At 72.4% G+C, this 13,680-nt stretch carries 7 protein-coding genes; 1 reads left to right on the forward strand and 6 read right to left on the reverse strand.

The genetic code is table 11. The features are described from left to right. Positions 1-112: 112 nt before the first annotated feature. Positions 113-982 carry an alpha/beta fold hydrolase gene (locus ACFPA8_RS11960; protein ID WP_386447628.1) on the reverse strand — a complete coding sequence of 290 codons (870 nt, stop codon included), beginning with the start codon at positions 980-982 and terminating at the stop codon, positions 113-115. Between the two features lie 181 nt (positions 983-1,163). Between ACFPA8_RS11960 and ACFPA8_RS11965 the strand changes: the two genes are divergently transcribed. Further along, complete coding sequence (locus ACFPA8_RS11965; RefSeq protein ID WP_386446650.1) at positions 1,164-1,724, forward strand: GNAT family N-acetyltransferase; 561 nt, start codon at positions 1,164-1,166, stop codon at positions 1,722-1,724. A gap of 269 nt (positions 1,725-1,993) precedes the next feature. On the opposite strand, the gene ACFPA8_RS11970 is transcribed toward ACFPA8_RS11965, so the two are convergent. The 5 genes from ACFPA8_RS11970 to ACFPA8_RS11990 all read right to left on the reverse strand — a co-directional run bounded on the left by ACFPA8_RS11970 (position 1,994) and on the right by ACFPA8_RS11990 (position 13,679). Continuing rightward, a complete protein-coding gene (locus ACFPA8_RS11970; RefSeq protein ID WP_386446653.1) occupies positions 1,994-2,488 on the reverse strand; it encodes a hypothetical protein in 495 nt (164 codons plus the stop codon). 118 nt (positions 2,489-2,606) lie between these two features. Next, positions 2,607-3,380, reverse strand: coding sequence for a thioesterase II family protein (locus ACFPA8_RS11975; protein ID WP_386446655.1), 774 nt, complete (start codon positions 3,378-3,380; stop codon positions 2,607-2,609). Between the two features lie 5 nt (positions 3,381-3,385). Next, positions 3,386-4,624 (reverse strand): acyl-CoA dehydrogenase family protein, encoded by a 1,239-nt coding sequence (locus ACFPA8_RS11980; RefSeq protein ID WP_386446657.1) that lies wholly within the window; start codon positions 4,622-4,624, stop codon positions 3,386-3,388. Positions 4,625-4,679: 55 nt separating this feature from the next. Then, positions 4,680-5,897, reverse strand: a complete 1,218-nt coding sequence (locus tag ACFPA8_RS11985; RefSeq protein WP_386446660.1) for an FAD-dependent monooxygenase — start codon at positions 5,895-5,897, stop codon at positions 4,680-4,682. A 72-nt stretch (positions 5,898-5,969) separates the two neighbouring features. Beyond that, complete coding sequence (locus ACFPA8_RS11990; protein ID WP_386446662.1) at positions 5,970-13,679, reverse strand: non-ribosomal peptide synthetase; 7,710 nt, start codon at positions 13,677-13,679, stop codon at positions 5,970-5,972. Position 13,680 lies beyond the last annotated feature (1 nt).

Here is a 13,680-nt window from a genome sequence, read left to right on the forward strand (position 1 = left end):
GGCCCGCCCGTCAGGCCGGGTCCGGTCACGGCCGTGACCGATCGTGCACGGAGCTCCGCCCGCCATGCGCCCGGAGGGCGCCGGGGCAGACCGGCGGCGCTCCGGACTGTCGTCAGCCGGCGTCGTCGAGGACGGCGCGCAGCTTGCGCGCGAACGCCTCGGGCTGCCCGGCATAGCCGAACTCACCGCCGAGAAAGCCGCCGTGGTGGCTCGGGAAGACCGTCGCCTGCCGGCCCAGCAGCTCGGCCGTGGCCACCGACGTGCGTCCGGTGAAGGTCCCCAGGGACTCTTCGCCCACGGCGATCACGAGCCGGGTCGGCGCCGAGGTGAGCGCGTCGACGGCGGGCCGGTAACTGCTGACCGCCCACGACCTGTCGGAGAGCAGCGGATCGTCACGGGAGCCGTCGTCCTCGGCCGGCATCCCGAACGCCTCGGGATCCGGCACGGGCCGGGCGAAGTACTCGTCGGTGAACTCGCCCTGCCACGACGTCATCGCGATGAAGGCCGCCATGCCGGCACCCCATCCCTTGCCCTCGTACACGTCCCGGACGCCGGCCCGTGCGCGCTCGGCGGCCCGGGCGTCGGGCAGCACCGGGATCAGCGGGGGCTCGTGCGCCACCAGGACGGTCACGTCGTCGGGGTACGCCGCCACGAGGGCGAGGGCGGTCACCGCGCCGCCACTGCTCGCGAACATCTCGACCGGTCCCGCGCCGAGCGCCGCTATGACGGCATGCACGTCGGCAGCCTGCGTCAGGGGCGCATGGTCGGCCCGGCCGTCCTTGCGAGTGCTGCGGCCGAGACCACGCGGGTCGTAGGTGACCACGGTGCGGTCGGGGAAGTGGGAGGCCAGCGCACCGAAGCCGCTGGCATCCATCGGCTGGCCGATCATGAGGAGCGGCGGGCGTCCGTCGGTCGCGGGCAGCGGGCCGCGGACGTCGTAGGCGAGGTCGGCCTCGGGAGTCTCGAGCTTCTGCGTCTTCATACGCATGCCGACCCCTCCCGCGCCGGGAACTCATCGGACTCGCGGCCGCACGTACGGGCAGGCGGCGGTCGGCGGTCGGACCGGGCCGTCCCTCCCGGCACTCCCGGCACTCCCGGCACTCCCGGCACTCCCGGTGCGAATTTCGGTGGCGGGTCCGGCGGCCGGTGGTGAGGATCGGCCCATGGACGTCTTCCTGGAGACCGAGCGGCTCGTGCTGCGTCCTTTCACGGACGCCGACGTCGGCCACCTGCTCGCGCTGGACAACGACCCGGATGTCATGCGCTACATCAACGGAGGCCGGCCGACCAGCCGCGAGAAGGTCCGCGAGCAGACCTTGCCCAGGCTTCTCCACGACTACCCGTGCATCCGGGCCCGCGGTTACTGGGCCGCGGAGGAGAAGGCCACCGGGACGTTCCTCGGCTGGTTCGAATTCCGGCCCCTGGACGAGCGCGACGCCGCCGTGGTCGAACTCGGCTACCGGCTGAACAAGGCCGCTTGGGGCCGCGGTTATGCCACGGAGGGCTCAACGGCCCTGATCCGCAGGGGATTCACGGATCTGGGGGTGCAGCGGGTGACCGCGAACACCATGACGGTCAACGCGGGCTCCCGGCGCGTCATGGAGAAGTCGGGCCTGTCGTTTCTGCGGAGCTTCACCGGGGACTGGCCGGAGGCGGTCGAGGGCTCCGAGCACGGCGAGGTCGAGTACGTACTCACCCGGGCCGAATGGGAGCAGCGCGCGTAGGGCGCCGGCGGTGGGCCCGGTCCCGGGGGTTCCACGTGTCCCGGGGGTTCCATGTGTCCCGGGGTTTCCACGCCGCACAGGCCCGCCGGTGCCGGACCGTCATCAACCGGCCCGGCCGCGCGGCCAGTTCGCGGAATCCGCTCCCCGGGCAGTTCACCACCCACAGGGGGACGGACCGCCGCTCCGGGTGACAGCAGGAGGCACGGGCTCCTCGTCTCCCCTCCGGGCTCGCCGACTTCGCCCGGCGTGATCGCCGACCGCTCGGACCGTCACGGACTGCTCGCCTCCTGGGGGACCGGACAGGCTTCCGCGGTCGACAGGCGGCGCAGGGCCGCCTCGGACAGGAGGAGGACGGACGCCAGCGCGACGAAGGGCTGCACGGGCGCCCAGTAGCTGAGCGCTCCGGACGTGCCGAGCAGGAGAAGAACGAGCTTGTTGCACACCGGACAGCCCACGGCGACGAACGACAGGACGCCGCCCACGGAGCCCAGACGGTTGCCCGGCCCGGTCCCGGCAGTCTCCGGCCCGCGCGCATAGGTGGCCAGCACGACACCCCCGAGGACGGCAGTCAGAGCCAGCGCCGGGTAGTTCCACCACTGCACCGGGACGCTCCTGGAGAACACCGGGTTCGGCACGACGGCCGTGGGAAGCCCGACCAGCAGGGCGGTGCCGAGTGCCGCGCAGCAAGCGACCGTCCAGCGCCGCGAGGACCACCTGCGCAGAGCGAGTGCCGCCAGCCGGGGCGACCTTGTGGGGGAAGGCATGGATGTCGGCTCCGATCGGTGCGGCAGAGGAGCGGCCGCGCGCGGCCGTGCACTGGTGTCGACGGAATCACACGTGCACGGGTGGAATCGAGCGGGGTCTGCGCATGGTGAGTGCTTCTCAGCCGCGCCGGGCTTCCGGGGCGCCGGTCAGGATCTCCGACAGGCGCCGCAGCATCTCGGGCTGCTGCTCGTGCAGGAAGAAGTGGTCGCCCTCGATCACCTTCAGACTGAAGTCCGCGCTGGTGTGCCGGCGCCACTGGGCCACTGACGACACGTCGACCTCCTCGTCCTCACTGCCGGCGAAGGCGGTGATGGGGCAGCTGAGCGGTCGGTCCGCGCTGAAGCGGTAGGTGTCGGCCACGGCGAGGTCGGCGCGGAGGATCGGGATCATCAGCTCCATGAGCGAGTCGTCGGCCAGCACTGCCTCGGGGGTGCCGTTGAAGGCGCGCAGCCGTTCACGGAACAACGGCTCGGGCAGGTTGTAGTCGGGAACCGCCGTGCGCCGCAGGTGCGGTGCCCGGAACGCGCCCACGCACAGGTGGACGGGCGGGCAGCCGTGGCGTTGCTCCATCGTGCGGGCGAGTTCGAAGGCGACGAGTGCTCCGAGGCTGTATCCGAAGAGCGCGTAGGGGGTATTCCGCTCGGCGACGAGCTCGGGCAGCAGATCCGCGACCAGGGGCTCCAGCCGGTCGTGCGGAGCCTCCCGGAAACGCCTGCCCCGGCCGGGGGGCTCCACCGCCCGGACCCGGACGTTCGGGGGGAGCCCCGCTTCCCAGTCGGCGTAGAGGCGCGACGAGCCACCGGCGTAGGGGAAGCAGAACAGTTGCAGGGGGCCGGGTGCGGCCGGGTGCGAAGTGGCCACCGAGCCCCGTCGCGGAGCGGTGTCGTCCATGCCGCTCAGTCCTTCCTCGGAACGAAGCTGTGACTTGCGTGTTCTTCCGCGTCGTCATGGCGCCGGGAGAGCAGCGAGGCGATCGTCTTGAACTGGACGTTGGAGGTGCCCTCGTAGATCGAGCCGATCTTGGCGTCGCGGTAGAGCTTCTCCACCGGATGCTCCCCCGCGAACCCGGCGCCGCCGAGCGTCTCCACCGCCTGCGAGGCAGCGCGTTCCGCGACGGCGGAGGCGACGTACTTGGCCATGGAGGTCGCCTTGATCCGCTCCGCCTGCGGCGCCCCGTTCTGGAGCAGACGCGCGGTGTTGTACAACAGCACGCGTGCCGCCTCCAGTTCGGCGGCTATACGGGCCAGCGGGAACTGCACACCCTGGAAGTCCATGATCTTCGTGCCGAACTGCTCCCGCTCCTCCGCGTGCCGCAGCGCGTGCGTCAGGGCTCCGTCGGCCAGGCCGACGAGTTGGGCGGCGATGCCGAGCTTGCCGATGTCGAGCGTCTCCACCATCAGTACGCCGCCGTCGTCGGGGCGGCCCATCAGACTCCCCCGCTCGACGCGGACGTCGTCGAACGACACCTCGCACGTGGAACTCGCACGGATGCCCATCTTCGGCACCGGTTCACCCACGGTGACGCCGCTCGCCTCCCTGTCCACGAGGAAGGCGCTGAGCCCCGGTGCGGACGATGAAGTGCCCTCTCCCGTCCGGGCGAAGACCAGGAAGAGTCCGGCTTCGGCGGCACTGGTGATCCAGCGCTTGCGACCGTTGATCACGTACCCGTCGCCCCGCCTCTCGGCCCGCGTCCCGAGTGCGAAGGCGTCGCTGCCCGCGTGCTCCTCCGAGATGGCGTACGCGCCCACCTGCCCGCCCGCGAGACGCGGCAGGTGGCGGCGTTTCTGGTCGCCGCTGCCGTGGCGGAGAAGGGCGCTGACGACCAGGGCGTTCTGCACATCGACGAAAACGGCGACCGAGGGGTCGTGCCGGGCGATCTCCTCGATGGCCAGCACCACTTGGAAGAGGTCGCCGCCGCTTCCTCCGTAGACCTCCGGGATCTCGATGCCCATCAGGCCCTCGTCGAAGAGCTCCTTGACCAGCCCGTCGTCGAGGCGGCCGGACACATCCATCGCCCGGGCACGGGGGGCGACAGCGTCCTGGCAGAAACGGCGGACCTTGTCGCGCCAGGCCCGGGCCGGTTCCGGCAGCGTGGTCAGGGCGTCGGGGCACTCCCCCGGTGCGCGTGTCGTCATCTCGGGTCCTCTCACGTTCGCGGGGACGGACGGCCGGGACGCCCGCTGAGGGCGGTCACGGCCGGGCAGCCGTGTTCAGTGCCGGTGTGTGATGCAGCCGGGGCGGCTGCTGCAGGCCGCGCCACATGGCCTCCTGGTTGCGGTGGGCGAAGAACGTGGTCATGCGGAGGAACAGCGGCCGCAGAAGCGGGTTGTCGACCTGCGGGGCACCGGCGACCTTGAAGATCGTGTCGCGCACCGAGCGGACGCGTTCCATCCGCGCCTGCTCGTACGCCTTCAGCGCCGCGACCGGATCGCCGGGCGAGGCGGCCATCTCGTCGGCGAGGACCACCCCGTCCTCGATGGCCTGGCATGCGCCCTGCCCGAGGACCGTCGTCACCGCGTGGGCGGCGTCGCCGAGGATCGTGACGCGGCCCTTGCTCCACTGCTCCCGCCAGTCGCTGTAGTAGAGGTCGGTGCGGAGAAGACGCTCCTCGGGGGTGTTCTCCACCAGGCAGCGCGGGGGCCCGTCGAAGCGTTCGGCGAGGGCCATGACGTGCGCCCGCCGCGTGCCGGGCTCGTCCTCTCCGCCTTCCGGGGCGGGGTGGCCGATCGTCCACGTCACGCGGCCTCCCGCGATGTGCCAGGCCCCGCCGTTGACGCCGTGGCGCGCCTGGAAGAGATGCACGGTGCCCTCGGGGACACCGCAGGCGCTGTCGCTGACTCCCCTGTACGTCGTGACACCGGTGTAGACCGGCTCGGACGTGCCGAGGAGCCGGGCGGCGATCCCGGACACCCCGGACTTCAGCCCGTCCGCCCCCACCAGCACGTCGCCCTCGGCCTCCGAGCCGTCGTCGAACCGGACCACGGCCCGCTCGCCGTCGGCCGAGAAATCCGCGATGTTGGCCCCGAAGTGGATCTCGACGTCCAGGCTTTCGCACGCGTCGGTCAGGACCCGCGCGAGGTCACCGCGGGCGATGGTGACGCCGGGCGTGCTGCCGGGCCACGTGAAGCTCTGCACCGGGGTGCGGATCACGGACACGTCGCGTTCCGTCATCACCCGGCTCCGCTCGATCGGGATTCCTGCCTCGAGCAGCTGCTTCTCCAGGCCCAGCGCGGCGAGCGCCGTGGTGGCGTTGCTCCAGATCGTGACGCCGGTTCCGCTCGTCTCGATGCGCAGGCTGGTGCGCCGCTCGTACACGCGCACCGGGAAGCCCTGGCGGCCCAGAGCCAGTGCCGCCGTCAGCCCTCCGATGCCGGCACCGACGACGAGTACGGTGGGTTTGGCTGTCATGTGATGCCTTTCGGGTGGCGGGTGGAGGGGCCGCACGCAGCGGCCCTCAAGGGCTCGGTGGCGGGCGGCGGTTCAGCCGGCGGGCGGTTCCGCGGGCGGCGGCAGGAAGCCGATGGCGGTCAGTTCGCGCAGGTAGCTGCCGAGCAGTTCGCCGTCCACCGTCGGCGGGCGCAGACCGTCCGTCGCCCGCAGTGTGTTGGTGGTGTCGAAGACCGGCTCCCGCAGTCCCTGCCGGTCGTCCTCGACCCGCTTGCCGAACAGGGAGAGCGTGGGGCCGAGACCGCTGTCGGGGTGCTTCTCGGCGTAGGCGCGGCAGGTCTCGTACCAGTCGCCGAAGGTGTCCCGGCGCACCGGGTGGCCGGCACGCTCCAGCGCGCGGTGCATGGTCCCGAAGCTCAGCCGGCCGGTGCCGCCGAACTGGTAGGTCCTGCCGAGGTTCTCCTCCCGGCGGGCCACCTGCCCGACCACCCGGGCGATGTGGTCGACCGGCACGATGTCCGTGCTGAAGTCCAGAGCCGGCACCGAGCCCACCAGGGCGCAGGCGCGGAGGATGTGGGTGAAGACGTCGTCGGCGCGCCACACGCCGGTGCCGCTGTCTCCGGCGATACGGCCCGGGCGGTAGACGGAGACCGGCAGGCCGCGTTCCCGGGCCACGGCGATGATCTGCTCGGCCACCCACTTGCTCTGGTTGTAGCCGTTCTCGGCGGGCGGCGCGTCTGCGGGCAGTTCGTCCTCGCGTGCGGGCGGGTCGCCCTCGCGCCGCAGCGTGAACACCGACAGGGTCGAGATGTGGTGCACGGGCTTGACCGGCCCCGTGCACGCCAGCCTCAGGATCTGCTGCGTTCCGCCGACGTTGGTGTCGCGCAGCGCCGAGTACGGCTTGGCGAAGTTGACCAGGGCCCCGCTGTGGTGGATCTCCTCGACGTGGTGCGCGAGTTCGTGGAAGCCGTCCGGGCCGAGTCCGAGGTGCGGCTCCGTGAGATCGCCGGGCAGCGCCCGTATCCGGGCCCGCGCGGCCTCGTCCCACTTGTCCCACAGCCTGAGGCCGCGCAGGTGGCCGACGAGTTTGTCCTGCGCCTCGCGGGACGTCCCGGCGCGGACGAGACAGACCATTTCGGCCTGAGTGCTCGTCAGCAGCGCGTCGAGGAGGAAGGCGCCGAGGAAGCCCGTGGCTCCGGTCAGCAGGACCGCCCGCGGAAGGGGGTTCCACTCCCAGGGGGAGTCCACGCGGATCGCCGGATCCAGGGTCACGTCTCCGGCCGGGTCCGGGCCGTCGCCGCCGGCGTCCTCCTGTGCGACGGCCTGCGCCAGCGCGTGCGGCGTCGGTCGTTCGAACAGCAGCCGGAGGGGCACGCCGGCCGCGGGCCAGGTGTCCCGTATCGCGGCGTGAAGACGTGCGGCCGAGAGGGAGTTGCCCCCGCGCTCGAAGAAGTCGTCGTGCACGCCCACGGCACCGGCGCCGAGGACCTCGGCGAAGAGGGCCGCGACGCGCGCCTCCGTGGGCGTGCTGGGCTCCGCGTGTCCGCCGTCGGCCGTCCGTCCCCCGGCGCCGGGTACGGGCAGGGCGGCGCGGTCGGTCTTGCCGCTGGGGGTGTGCGGGAACTCGTTTAGCAGCACCAGGTGGGCGGGCACCATGTAGTGCGGGAGCCGGTCACGCGCCGACGCGAGGAGTTCCGCGGTGAGTCCGCCCGCCCCGTCTGCGGTCCGCCCCTCCGCCCTGACGTACGCGGCCAGCCGGTGATCGCCCGGCACGTCCTCGCGTACGAGCACGACGACGTCCTGGACCGCCGGGTGCGTGCGCAGCACCGCCTCGATCTCGCCGAGCTCGATGCGGAACCCGCGCACCTTGACCTGGTCGTCCTCGCGCCCGACGTACTCCAGCTCACCGCCGGGCAGCCATCGCACCAGGTCGCCTGTCCGGTAGAGGTGGCCGCCGGGACGACCGGGGTCGGGGACGAAGCGCTCGGCCGTCAGCTCGGGACGTCCGAGATACCCCCGTCCCACCCCGGGGCCTCCCACGTACAGCTCACCGGGCACGCCGACCGGGACGGCACGTCCCTCCGGATCGACGACCTTCAGCTCCGCGTTGGGCACCGGACGGCCGATGGGCGGATGCCGGTCGCCGGTGAGGGCGCCGGACAGCGTGGCGTAGACGGTGATCTCCGTGGGCCCGTACGCGTTGACGAGCCGGACACGTTCCGCCCAGCGTTCGGCGACCGCGGCGGAACAGTCCTCTCCGCCGGAGAGGACGGTACGGAGCGAGGGGACCTCGTCGGGGTCCAGGAGGGCAAGGAGCGAAGGGGGGAAGAGGGCGATCGTCGCGCCCCCGGCGCGCACTTCGGCCGCGAGCTCCTCGCCCGTCATGGTCGTCTCGCCGCCCGGAATCACCAGGGTGGCACCGCCCAGCAGCGCCATCACCCACTCCCACACGGACGCGTCGAAGCTGGTGGACGCGAACGCGAGCATCCGCTCCCCCGGGCCGGCTCCCACCAGGTCGCGGGTCACGTGCAGGTCCGCCACCCCCCGGTGGGTGATCATCGTGCCCTTGGGGCGGCCCGTGGAGCCGGAGGTGTAGATGACGTACGCCAAGTCGCCGGGCCCGGCGAGCGGTTCGGGGTTCTCCTCGTCCTGATCCCCGGCGGGGACCGGTTCCTGGCCGAGGAGGACGGTCCTCGCCCCGTGGTCGCCGACGCGGTCGAGCAGCCCCGGCCGGGTGAGGACGACCGGCGCCGCGCAGTCGGCGAGCATGAAGCGGATCCGCTCGGGCGGGTAGTCGGGGTCGACGGGCACGTAGGCCCCGCCCGCCTTGAGCACCCCCAGAATTCCCACGTACGTCTCGACGGAACGGCCCGAGAGGAGCGCGACGAGCGTGCCGACGCCGACCCCGAGTCCCCGCAGCCGCCGGGCGAGACGGTTGGCACGGGCGTTGAGCTCCCGGTACGTGACGGTGGTGCCGCCGCTGCTGAGCGCCACGGCTTCCGGGTGGGCGGCTGCCTGCTCCTCGAAGAGGACGTGCGCCGGCACCTCGGGAACCGGCCGTGTCTCGCCGCGTGACCAGGACTCCAGGTTCACGCGGTCGGTTTCCGGGAGACGGGGAAGCGCGGAGAGACGGTCCTCCGGGGTCCTCGCCACGGCGTCGAGCAGTTCGAGGTAGAGGTCGAAGAACCGGTCCACGGTGGCCGGTTCGAACAGATCGGTGTTGTACTCCATCGCCGCCCGCCAGCCGTCGCCGCGCGGCACGATCTCCAGCACGAGATCGAACTTGGAGGTGCCGGAGTGGACGTCGAAGGGCCGGACGTCCGCGTCTCCCATCCGGACCTGCGGCACGTCGACGTTGCCGAAGGAGAACACCGTCTGGAACAGCGGGGTCCGGGAGAGGTCGCGTGCCGCGCCCGCCTCCTCCACGAGACGTTCGAAGGGGACGTCCGGATGCGCGTAAGCCCCGACGCATGTCTCGCGCACGCGGGCGAGCAGCTCCGTGAAGGAGGGATCGCCGGAGAGGTCGGTGCGCAGGACGAGGTTGTTGACGAAGAACCCGATGAGGTTCTCCGACTCCGGGCGGTCCCGGCCCGCGACCGGTGACCCGACGGCGATGTCCTGCCGGCCGCTGTAGCGCTGGAGCAGGACGTCGAAGGCGGCGAGGAGCACCATGAACAGCGTCGCGCCCTCACGTGTGCCGACGTCCTCCAGCGTCCGCATGAGGCCGGCCGGGACGCGGCGGTAGCGGATGTCCCCGCGGAACGTCTGCACGGGGGGCCGCGGATGGTCCGCCGGGAGATCGGTCGCTGTCAGGTCCCGGAGCTGTTCCGTCCAGTAGTCCAGCTGACGGGCCGTCTCCGGGGCCGTCAGCTGCTCCCGCTGCCAGGCGGCGTAGTCGCCGTACTGGACCGGCAGCGCCGGCAGGGCCGGGTCCCGCCCTTCGAGGACCGCCTCGTACACGGCCACGAGTTCACGGACGAAGACGGCGACCGACCACCGGTCGCAGACCGCGTGATGGAAGACGAGCGAGAGGAGACGCCGCTCTTCCCCGGTGCGCAGCAGCGTCACCCGCATCAGGGGCGGTCGTGCGAGGTCGAACGGGCGGGTGGCGACGTCCCGCAGGATGCGTTCCGACTCCTTCTCACGCTCCTCCTCCCCGGCGCTCCGCAGGTCCACGCGCTCCAGGGGGACGGCCGCGTACGGAAAGACCGCCTGGTGCAGCTCGCCGTCGTTCTCGACCAGGGCCGTGCGCAGGCTCTCGTGCCGCTCGGCGAGACGGCCGAGAGCCTCCTCGAGCGCGTCCTCGTCCACGCGTCCCCGCAGTTCGACCTGACCGGACATCAGGTATGCCTGCGCGCTGCCGGGATCCAGCCGGTGCAGGAACCACAGCCGTGCCTGGCCCAGGGAGCTGGGCAGCAGAGACCGCGAGGCCGTGCCGTCGGCCTCGGTGACACGGGCCAGCCGCACCGGGCCGTCGGGGCCGGGGCCGGTACTGGGACCGGGGCTGGTACTGGGGCCGGGGCCGGTACTGGGGCCGGGGCCGGGCGGGTCTTCTTCCTGCACGGGATCTGCCGCGTCCGGCGTGCTGCGCCCCGTCGGGGATGGCGCCTCCTGCTCCCCGAGGCCGTCGAGCTCCTCGGCGAGGGAGGCGACGGTGGGCCTGTCGAAGAGCAGGCGGACCGGGATCCTGCGGCCGAAGCGCTTGCCGAGCTTCCCCACGACTCGTCCGGCGAGAAGCGAGTGCCCGCCCAGGGCGAAGAAGTCGTCGTCCGCGCCGATCTCGTCCACGGCGAGGACCTCCGCCCACAGCCGCGCGAGGTACTCCTCCGTCTCCGTACGGGGCGGGGTGAACCGGTCCGCAGACGCACGGGCAGTGCTGTCCGGCGCGGGCAGGGCGCCCTTGTCCACCTTGCCGTTCGGGGTCCTGGGCATCGCCTCCAGCACGACCACGGAGGCGGGCACCATGTACTCGGGGAGCCGGGCGAGGGCCATGTCCCGCAGCTCACCGACGAGTGCGCCCGGCTCCTCCGGCACCGTGCCGGGCACGACGTATCCGGTGAGCTGCCGGTCTCCGGGGGTGTCCTCCCGCACGATCACGACGGACTCGCGCACCGCCGCGTGCTCGCGCAGCACTGCGGCGACCTCCCCCGGCTCGACACGGAACCCCCGGATCTTCACCTGGGAGTCCGCACGCCCGACGAACTCCAGCCGGCCGTCGCCGCAGTAGCGCACCAGGTCGCCCGTCCGGTACATGAAGGCCCCGGGCTTCCCGGGGTCCGGCACGAAGTGGTACTCCGTCAGCTCCGGCTGCCCGTGGTAGCCGCGTGCGACGCCGGGACCGCTGATGTACAGCTCGCCGGCGACCGTGACCGGCACCGGACGCCCGTCCCGGCCCAGCACGCGGAAGCGCGTGTGCGCCAGCGGCCGGCCGAGGGGCACCGGGGACTCGCCCTCCCGCGCCCGGTGGCAACTCGCCCACACAGTGGTCTCCGTGGGTCCGTAGACCTGCCATGCCTCGACCCCCGCGGCGGCCATCCTGCTCGCCATCCCGGGAGTCAGCGGCTCCGCGCCGCAGAGCCCGCGGAACGGACGGGCGGCCTGCCAGCCGGTGTCGAGCAGCAACTGCCAGGCCGCCGGGGTGGCCTGCCAGTACGTGGCCTCCGTGGCGGTCATACGCGCGGCGAGCCTGTCACCGTCGATGACGTCGCCGCGCGGGAAGAGCGCGACCGTCGCACCGGTGGTCAGGGGCAGGAAGATGTCGATCACGGACATGTCGAAGGCGTGCGTGATCGTGGCGGCCACGACGTCGCTCTCGTCGAGCCCCGGCTCGGCCCGCATGGAGTCCAGCAGGTTCGGCAGCCGGCCGTGGGGGATCATCACGCCCTTGGGCCTGCCGGTGGAGCCGGAGGTGTAGATGACGTACGCCAGGTCGTCGGGCCCGGCGAGGGGTTCGGGATCGGTGGACGGCTCGTCCGCCGCGGGCTCCGGGGCGTCGTCGAGCCAGACGGTCCCGGCACCGTGCCGGGGAAGCCGGTCCTCGAGCGTACGGTGGCTCAGCAGCACGGCGATGCCGGAGTCCTGGAGCAGGTGGCGGACGCGTTCGGCCGGGTATTCGGGGTCGACGGGCACGTAGGCACCCCCCGACTTGAGCACCGCGAGCAGGGCGACGACGAGGTCGGGCGTGCGCTCGGTGCAGACCCCCACGCGGGTGCCGGGGCGGACTCCGCGCCGGCGCAGCAGGTGCGCGAGGCGGTTGGCCCGTTCGTTGAGCTCGCGGTAGCTGAGGACCTGTTCGTCGAGGAAGACCGCGCACTTCTCTCCGAGCCGCGCGGCCTGCTCCTCCACCATCCGGTGCACGGGCACGTCGCGCAGCGGTGCGTCGAGGTCGCCCGTGCCCCACCGCCGCAGCTGGTCCAGTTCCTGGTCCGGCAGGGCGGGCAGCCGGGACAGCGGCTTCCCGGCGGCGGCGGGGGCTTCCCTCAGGAGCATGCAGAAGTGGCCGAGCATGCGGTCCGCGGTGCCGGGGTCGAAGAGGGCCGTGTCGTACTCGAGTTCCGCCCGCAGGCCGTCGCCCTCGGGTACGAGCGCGAGGAACAGGTCGACCTTGGCGGTCCCCGGATCGACGGGCACGGGTTCGACGGTCACGCCGGCCATGCGGAGCTCGTCGGGCGGGGTGTTCCCCAGCATGAGGATGGCCTGCGCGAGCGGTGCCCGGGACAGGTCGCGCTCCGGCCTGAGTTCCTTCACCAGCTGCTCGAACGGTACGTCCGCGTGGGCGTATGCGCCCAGACACGTTTCGCGTGAGCGGTCGACCAGTTCGCCGAAGGTCGGATCACCGCTCAAGTCGGTGCGGAGGACGAGGGTGTTGATGAACATCCCGATGAGGTTCTCCAGCTCCGGCCTGTCACGCCCGGCCACGGAGGTTCCCACCGGGACGTCGTCCTGTCCCGAGTAGCGCGACAGCAGCAGGCAGTACGCGGCGTGGAGCACCATGAAGAGGCTGGCCCGGCGCTCGTTCGCCAGCCGCTGCAGCGCCGAGACGACGTCTGCCGGTATGCGGGCGACGCGGGTGGCGCCCTGGAAGGACTGCGTCGCCGGGCGCTGCCGGTCGGTGGCCAGTTCGAGCGCGGGCAGGTCCTCGAGCATCATGCGCCACCAGGCGAGCTGGCCGAGGAGTTCGCCGGTGTCCAGCCGTTCGCGCTGCCACGCGGCGTAGTCCCCGTACTGCACCGGAAGGTGCGGGAGGTCCGCCTCGCCGCCGGTCAGGGCCGCCTCGTAGCAGGCGGCGAGTTCGCGCACGAACACCGCCCCTGACCACATGTCACCGATGCCGTGGTGGAACGTCACGACGAGCACGTGGTCGTCGGCTCCGAGCTTGAGCAGCGAGACCCGGGCCAGCGGGGCGTCGTCGACCGTGAACGGGGTGGACGTCTCCTGCGCGAGTGCCTCCTCGAGGGCGGCGTCGCGGTCGTCGGCCGCCGAGAGGTCCCGTTCGGCCACGGGCAGCCGGCACTCGGGGCCCGGGTCGTGGACGAACTGCACCGGCTCGCCGTCGTGCACGCCGAAGGACGTACGCAGCGTCTCGTGCCGCTCCACCAGCGCGTCGACCGCGCTCTGCAGGGCCCTGCGGTCCACTCTGCCGCGCAGGTGTGCCGCGCCGTACCCCAGGTAGGCGGCGGCGCTGCCGGGGTCGAGCTGTGCGAGGAACCACAACCGCTGCTGTCCGGAGGACATCGGCAGGACGCTCGGCGGGTTCGTCCCGTCCGCCGCCAGGACTCCCGGCTCCGCTCGCTCCGTCGTCACG

The sequence above is a fragment of the Streptomyces ovatisporus genome (assembly GCF_042653885.1).
Taxonomy (GTDB): domain Bacteria; phylum Actinomycetota; class Actinomycetes; order Streptomycetales; family Streptomycetaceae; genus Streptomyces; species Streptomyces ovatisporus.

Coding starts and splice junctions, on each gene's coding strand:
- ACFPA8_RS11960 (WP_386447628.1), bottom strand. CDS start 982: ATGAAGACGCAGAAGCTCGAGACTCCCGAGGCCGACCTCGCCTACGAC.
- ACFPA8_RS11965 (WP_386446650.1), top strand. CDS start 1,164: ATGGACGTCTTCCTGGAGACCGAGCGGCTCGTGCTGCGTCCTTTCACG.
- ACFPA8_RS11970 (WP_386446653.1), bottom strand. CDS start 2,488: ATGCCTTCCCCCACAAGGTCGCCCCGGCTGGCGGCACTCGCTCTGCGC.
- ACFPA8_RS11975 (WP_386446655.1), bottom strand. CDS start 3,380: ATGGACGACACCGCTCCGCGACGGGGCTCGGTGGCCACTTCGCACCCG.
- ACFPA8_RS11980 (WP_386446657.1), bottom strand. CDS start 4,624: ATGACGACACGCGCACCGGGGGAGTGCCCCGACGCCCTGACCACGCTG.
- ACFPA8_RS11985 (WP_386446660.1), bottom strand. CDS start 5,897: ATGACAGCCAAACCCACCGTACTCGTCGTCGGTGCCGGCATCGGAGGG.